Consider the following 5,236-nt stretch of genomic DNA (forward strand, 5'->3'; position numbering starts at 1 on the left):
TCGCCCCCCGCACAAGACACGGTAACATCCTGCCCATCATGCAGCAGATGCGTGGCGTCCCCACATCCCACCACCGCAGGAAGTCCCAATTCACGGCTGACGATCGCCGCGTGTGACGTGCGCCCGCCGTGGTCGGTCACGATGGCGGCTGCACGCTTCATGATCGGCACCCAATCGGGGTCGGTGGTCGAAGTGACAAGAACAGAGCCATCGACGAAACGGTCGATCTCGGACGCTTTTTCAATCATGCATACGCGCCCTGCCACAGCCGCGTTTCCAACGCTCAGGCCGGTGACAAGCACCTTCCCCGGGTCAGTCACCTCATAAGTCTTCAGCGCACCGACGACCGCCCGCGACTGCACCGTTTCGGGCCGCGCCTGCACGATATAGAGCGTGCCGGTCTTGCCATCCCGGGCCCATTCCATATCCATCGGACACCCATAGTGATCTTCGATCACCTTGGCCTGCCGCGCAAGGGTCAGGATTTCGGCATCGTTCAGGACAAAGGCCGCCCGCTCTGCCTTGGAGGTCGGCACGTTGCGCGGGGTGCCGTCGCGGTCATGGATCATCTTGATCTTCTTGGCACCAAGGGCTTTCTCAAGAATCGGTATCTTGGTCTCGTCATCCAGAAACGGCTTGAATACCTCATACTCGTCAGGGTCCACAGCCCCCTGCACCACGTTTTCACCCAACCCCCATGCAGCATTAATCAGTACCGCGTCGGGAAAGCCAGATTCTGTGTCGATAGAAAACATCACTCCGGACCCACCGGTGTCGGCGCGCACCATCTGTTGCACCCCGACCGATAGCGCCACTTGCGTATGCGAAAACCCTTGCATCTGGCGATAGGAAATCGCGCGATCCGTGAACAGCGACGCATAGCATTTACGGCAGGCGTCCAAGACCGCCGCCTCTCCGATCACGTTCAGAAACGTCTCTTGCTGACCTGCGAAACTGGCATCCGGCAGGTCTTCGGCGGTCGCGCTTGAACGCACGGCAACGGGAATATCCGCCTCACCCGCCGCTTCGGACAAAGCGCGATACTCCGCCACGATCGCCGCGCGGGTTTCCTGTGACCATGCGCCACCAAGGATCAGATCACGAATGGCCTGCCCTGTCTTGTGCAATGTCGCCCTGCCCTCTGCCAGTGCATCCAGCGCCTGACCGATCTTTGCATCCAGATCATTGGCGGTCAGGTAGGCCCGGAACGCATCGGCCGTTGTCGCAAAACCGGGCGGTACAAGAATTCCCTTGGGCGTCAGCGCATGGATCATCTCACCCAGCGACGCGTTCTTGCCACCAACGGTTTCGACATCACCGCGACGCAGTTCGGCAAAGTTCAGCACAAGCGATGTTTCTTCTGTCATCTGGCGGTCCTACAGCAACGGTTCAAACAAATATTGGCAAACCAAAGGGTTGAGACAATGACATAGGTCAATGTCACGGCAGAGGCCTGTGGGAAGAATGGAGCCACCGAATTTTCAACAAAAGAGGCCCACATGGACATCGATGACCGCCAAAAGCAAATCGAGGATCGGATTGCGGAACTATCGTCGCACCTGAAAAAGATCGAAGACGATCTGGAGCAACCTTTGCCTGCCGATCTTGAAGATCAGGCCATTGATCTGGAGGACGATGAGGTCCTCCAACGCCTCGGGCGCGCCCATAATCGGGAGTTGCGGCTGTTGAACGATGCGCTCACGCGCATTGCCAACGGCACCTACGGAATTTGCGCCAAATGTGGTGAGGACATTTCACAGGCGCGTCTTGATGCAGTTCCTTATGCTGTCATCTGCCGTGATTGTGCGCCCTCGAATTGATCTTGATCATTGAATGATCACAGGGCATAACATATTTTAAAAGTGTAATATATAGACCGAGGAAAAACAGATGACTTATCCCGTTGATATGACAGTAAAACCGCATGTATCCGCCTTTTTCGACGAGGCGACAAACACGATCAGCTATATCGTATCGGAACCCGATGGCGACCACTGCGCGATTATCGACAGCGTGATGGACCTTGATTATGCTGCGGGGCGGATCACCTTTGACGGTGCCGACGCGCTGATCGCCGAGGTAGAGCGGCGCAAGCTGAAACTGGACTGGATCATCGAAACCCACGTCCATGCGGATCACCTTAGTGCAGCGCCTTACATTCAGGAAAAGCTCGGCGGCAAGATCGGCGTTGGCGACAAGATCACCGTAGTGCAGGACACCTTCGGCAAAGTCTTTAACGAGGGCACCGAATTCGAACGCGATGGATCGCAGTTCGATGCGCTCTTCAAGGATGGCGACACCTATCAAATCGGCGGCATGCAGGGCTTTGCCATCGCCACGCCGGGACATACGCCCGCCTGTATGGTGCATGTAATCGGCGATGCCTGTTTCGTCGGTGACACGCTGTTCATGCCCGATGGCGGATCGGCCCGTGCCGATTTCCCCGGCGGCGATGCGGGCACACTTTACGACAGCATCCAAAAGGTATTGGCGTTGCCTGACGATATGCGTCTGTTCATGTGCCATGACTACGGCCCCAACGGACGCGATATAAAATGGGAAACCACCGTGGCAGAGGAAAAGGCGCACAACATCCATGTGGGTGAAGGCAAGACGCGCGAGGATTTCATCAAATTCCGTACTGAACGCGATGCCACGCTGGATATGCCCAAGCTGATCATTCCATCTTTGCAAGTGAACATGCGTGCCGGCGAAATCCCCAAAGACAAAGACGGCAATGAGATGCTCAAAGTGCCGGTAAACGTGCTTTGAGGGTGTAATCATGGAAATCAAAGCACTCGACGCAAAACTGTCCGCAACGCCGCAGATTACCGTAGCGGATTTGCCTGCAATCAAGGAAAAAGGCTTTCGTGCGATTATCTGCAATCGCCCCGATGGCGAAGGGCCGGACCAGCCGACCTTTCAGGAAATCGAGACGGCAGCTTCGAAACTCGGGATCGAGATGGTCTATCAGCCCATTGTCGCAGGCAAGGTCCGCGATGAGGACGCCGACAAATTCGAGACATTGATGATGGAACTCCCCGGCCCGGTGCTGGCCTATTGCCGGACAGGGACACGGTCAGCGACACTTTGGTCGCTGGCGCAGGCCGACAAGCTAAGCGTGGCCGATATTCTAGGCCAGACGCAAGCGGCAGGCTATGACATGGCCGGTGTCGTGCGTCGCATCGCCAACGGAGGCAAGACCCCGACAGATGTGGGCGATGCGTCTTATGACGTGGTCATTGTGGGTGGTGGCGCGGCGGGCATCGCGGTGGCCGCCAGTCTCCGATCGCGTAAGCCGGAGCTGGATATCGCCATTATTGACCCTGCGGAAATTCACTATTACCAACCCGGATGGACCATGGTCGGTGGCGGGGTTTTCGACCCTGAAGACACAGTGCGCACCATGGGCAGCCTGATCCCCGAAGGTGTCCATTGGCTGAAATCCGCAGTCGCTGCGTTTGAACCCAAGGATGATGCTGTCATTCTTGATGGCTGCCGCGTGGTGAAATACGAACGGCTGATCGTTTGCCCCGGCCTGAAACTGGACTGGAACAAGGTTGAAGGTCTGGTCGACACGCTGGGCAAGAACGGAGTGACCTCGAACTATCGCTATGATCTGGCGCCTTACACATGGGAATTGGTGCGCGGCATGAAAGAAGGCCGTGCGATCTTTACGCAACCGCCGATGCCGATCAAATGCGCCGGTGCGCCACAAAAGGCGATGTATCTGTCCGGCGACGCATGGTTCCGCAACGGTGCGCTGAAAGACATCGATATCCATTTCAACAACGCCGGTGGCGTGCTGTTTGGCGTAAAGGACTACGTGCCTGCGCTTGAGGAATATGTGAAGAAATACGGCGTAACCCTGAACTTCTTTCACAACCTCGTCGCGGTCGACGGCCCCGCCAAAAAGGCTTGGTTCGATGTGGCCAAGCCCGACACGCCCGTTGAACGGGTCGAGATGGAATTCGACATGATGCACGTTTGCCCACCGCAGACCGCTCCGGATTTCATCCGCGTCTCGCCATTGGCGGACGAAGCCGGATGGGTTGATGTCGATCAGGCCACACTGCGCCACAAAACTTACGATAATATCTGGTCGCTGGGTGACGTGATGAACGCACCCAACGCCAAAACCGCAGCCGCAGCCCGAATTCAGGCCCCTATCGTCGCCGAAAACGTCATTGCAGACATGCGGGGCAGTGCGCCTTTGGCCCAATACAATGGTTACGGGTCCTGTCCACTGACCGTGGAACGCGGCAAGATCGTCTTGGCGGAGTTCGGATATGGCGGGACGCTGCTGCCGAGTTTTCCAAAATTCATTATCGACGGGACCAAACCCTCGCGGATGGCTTGGTTGCTGAAGGAAAAGATCCTGCCGCCTGTTTATTGGAGCGCGATGCTCAAAGGACGCGAATGGATGGCGAAACCTGAGAAGGTCAGCGCAGGCTAGGAATACAGAATATGAACAACAATTTGCTGCGGTACGTGCCGATCCTGAAATGGGCGCGCGACTATGACCGCGTGGCCTTTGGCAATGATATGATCGCGGCGGTCATCGTGACGATCATGCTGATCCCGCAATCGCTGGCCTATGCGTTGCTGGCCGGATTGCCGCCCGAAGCAGGACTTTATGCTTCGATCGTGCCGATCATGCTTTACACGGTCTTCGGGACCAGCCGCGCACTGGCCGTGGGCCCGGTCGCTGTGGTGTCGCTGATGACTGCAGCGGCCTTGGGCAACATCGTCGAGCAAGGGACCGGGGCGATGGAGGGAGGCGTGGGATTACCTGGAGCGGTCGGCGGCGATCAAACGGGAGTTGGACGATCTATCGGGGCTGGCCGCGACGTACCATCATATGGGGCTGCTCTGCACCGACATGGGGGAGCACGAGCGAGCGGTGGGATATCATCGGCAAGCATTAGCGCTCCGGGAACGGCTGCGGGGCGAGCAGGATATCGCGGAGGTGTTGGTCAGTCTGGCCTGGGCCTACCATCAGGATCCTTCGACTACGCTCACGACAAGGGCCGAGGCCATTCGGCCGAGCTCAGAGCAGGCCCTTGGACGTAGCCAAAGCGACCCCCGGGGCGCGGAAGCAAGAGAGGACTGGGACGCGATGGACGCCGTGGTCCGACGGGCCTGGACGCTGGCGGAGCGCCTGGGGCGCGATGATCTGGTCACGCGGCTGTTGTGGCTGAAGGCGGAGGTCGCCCTGGCGGCGGGAAGCGCAGCA

General features: G+C 58.0%; 5 protein-coding genes and 1 pseudogene. 5 read left to right on the plus strand and 1 reads right to left on the minus strand.

Annotated elements, in window-relative coordinates:
- On the minus strand, positions 1-1,367 hold a 1,367-nt coding region (gene ppsA, locus R6T97_RS15045), incomplete at its 3' end, for a phosphoenolpyruvate synthase (RefSeq protein WP_410350103.1).
- Positions 1,368-1,499: 132 nt separating this feature from the next.
- Here ppsA and R6T97_RS15050 point away from each other — a divergent pair.
- From R6T97_RS15050 to R6T97_RS15070, 5 genes and pseudogenes are all read left to right on the plus strand, one after another.
- The gene (locus tag R6T97_RS15050) at positions 1,500-1,820 is read left to right on the plus strand and encodes a TraR/DksA family transcriptional regulator (protein WP_410350104.1); all 321 of its coding nucleotides are present in this window, start codon (positions 1,500-1,502) and stop codon (positions 1,818-1,820) included.
- Between the two features lie 70 nt (positions 1,821-1,890).
- Positions 1,891-2,772, plus strand: a complete 882-nt coding sequence (locus tag R6T97_RS15055) for an MBL fold metallo-hydrolase (protein ID WP_410350105.1) — start codon at positions 1,891-1,893, stop codon at positions 2,770-2,772.
- A 10-nt stretch (positions 2,773-2,782) separates the two neighbouring features.
- Positions 2,783-4,456 (plus strand): TIGR01244 family sulfur transferase, encoded by a 1,674-nt coding sequence (locus R6T97_RS15060; protein ID WP_410350106.1) that lies wholly within the window; start codon positions 2,783-2,785, stop codon positions 4,454-4,456.
- 11 nt (positions 4,457-4,467) lie between these two features.
- A pseudogene (locus tag R6T97_RS15065) lies at positions 4,468-4,764 on the plus strand (SulP family inorganic anion transporter); the annotation flags it as partial.
- Positions 4,765-4,822: 58 nt separating this feature from the next.
- The coding region (locus tag R6T97_RS15070) for a tetratricopeptide repeat protein (RefSeq protein ID WP_410350107.1) at positions 4,823-5,236 on the plus strand (414 nt) is incomplete at its 3' end.

This window comes from Yoonia sp. (genome assembly GCF_046498525.1).
Taxonomy (GTDB): domain Bacteria; phylum Pseudomonadota; class Alphaproteobacteria; order Rhodobacterales; family Rhodobacteraceae; genus Yoonia.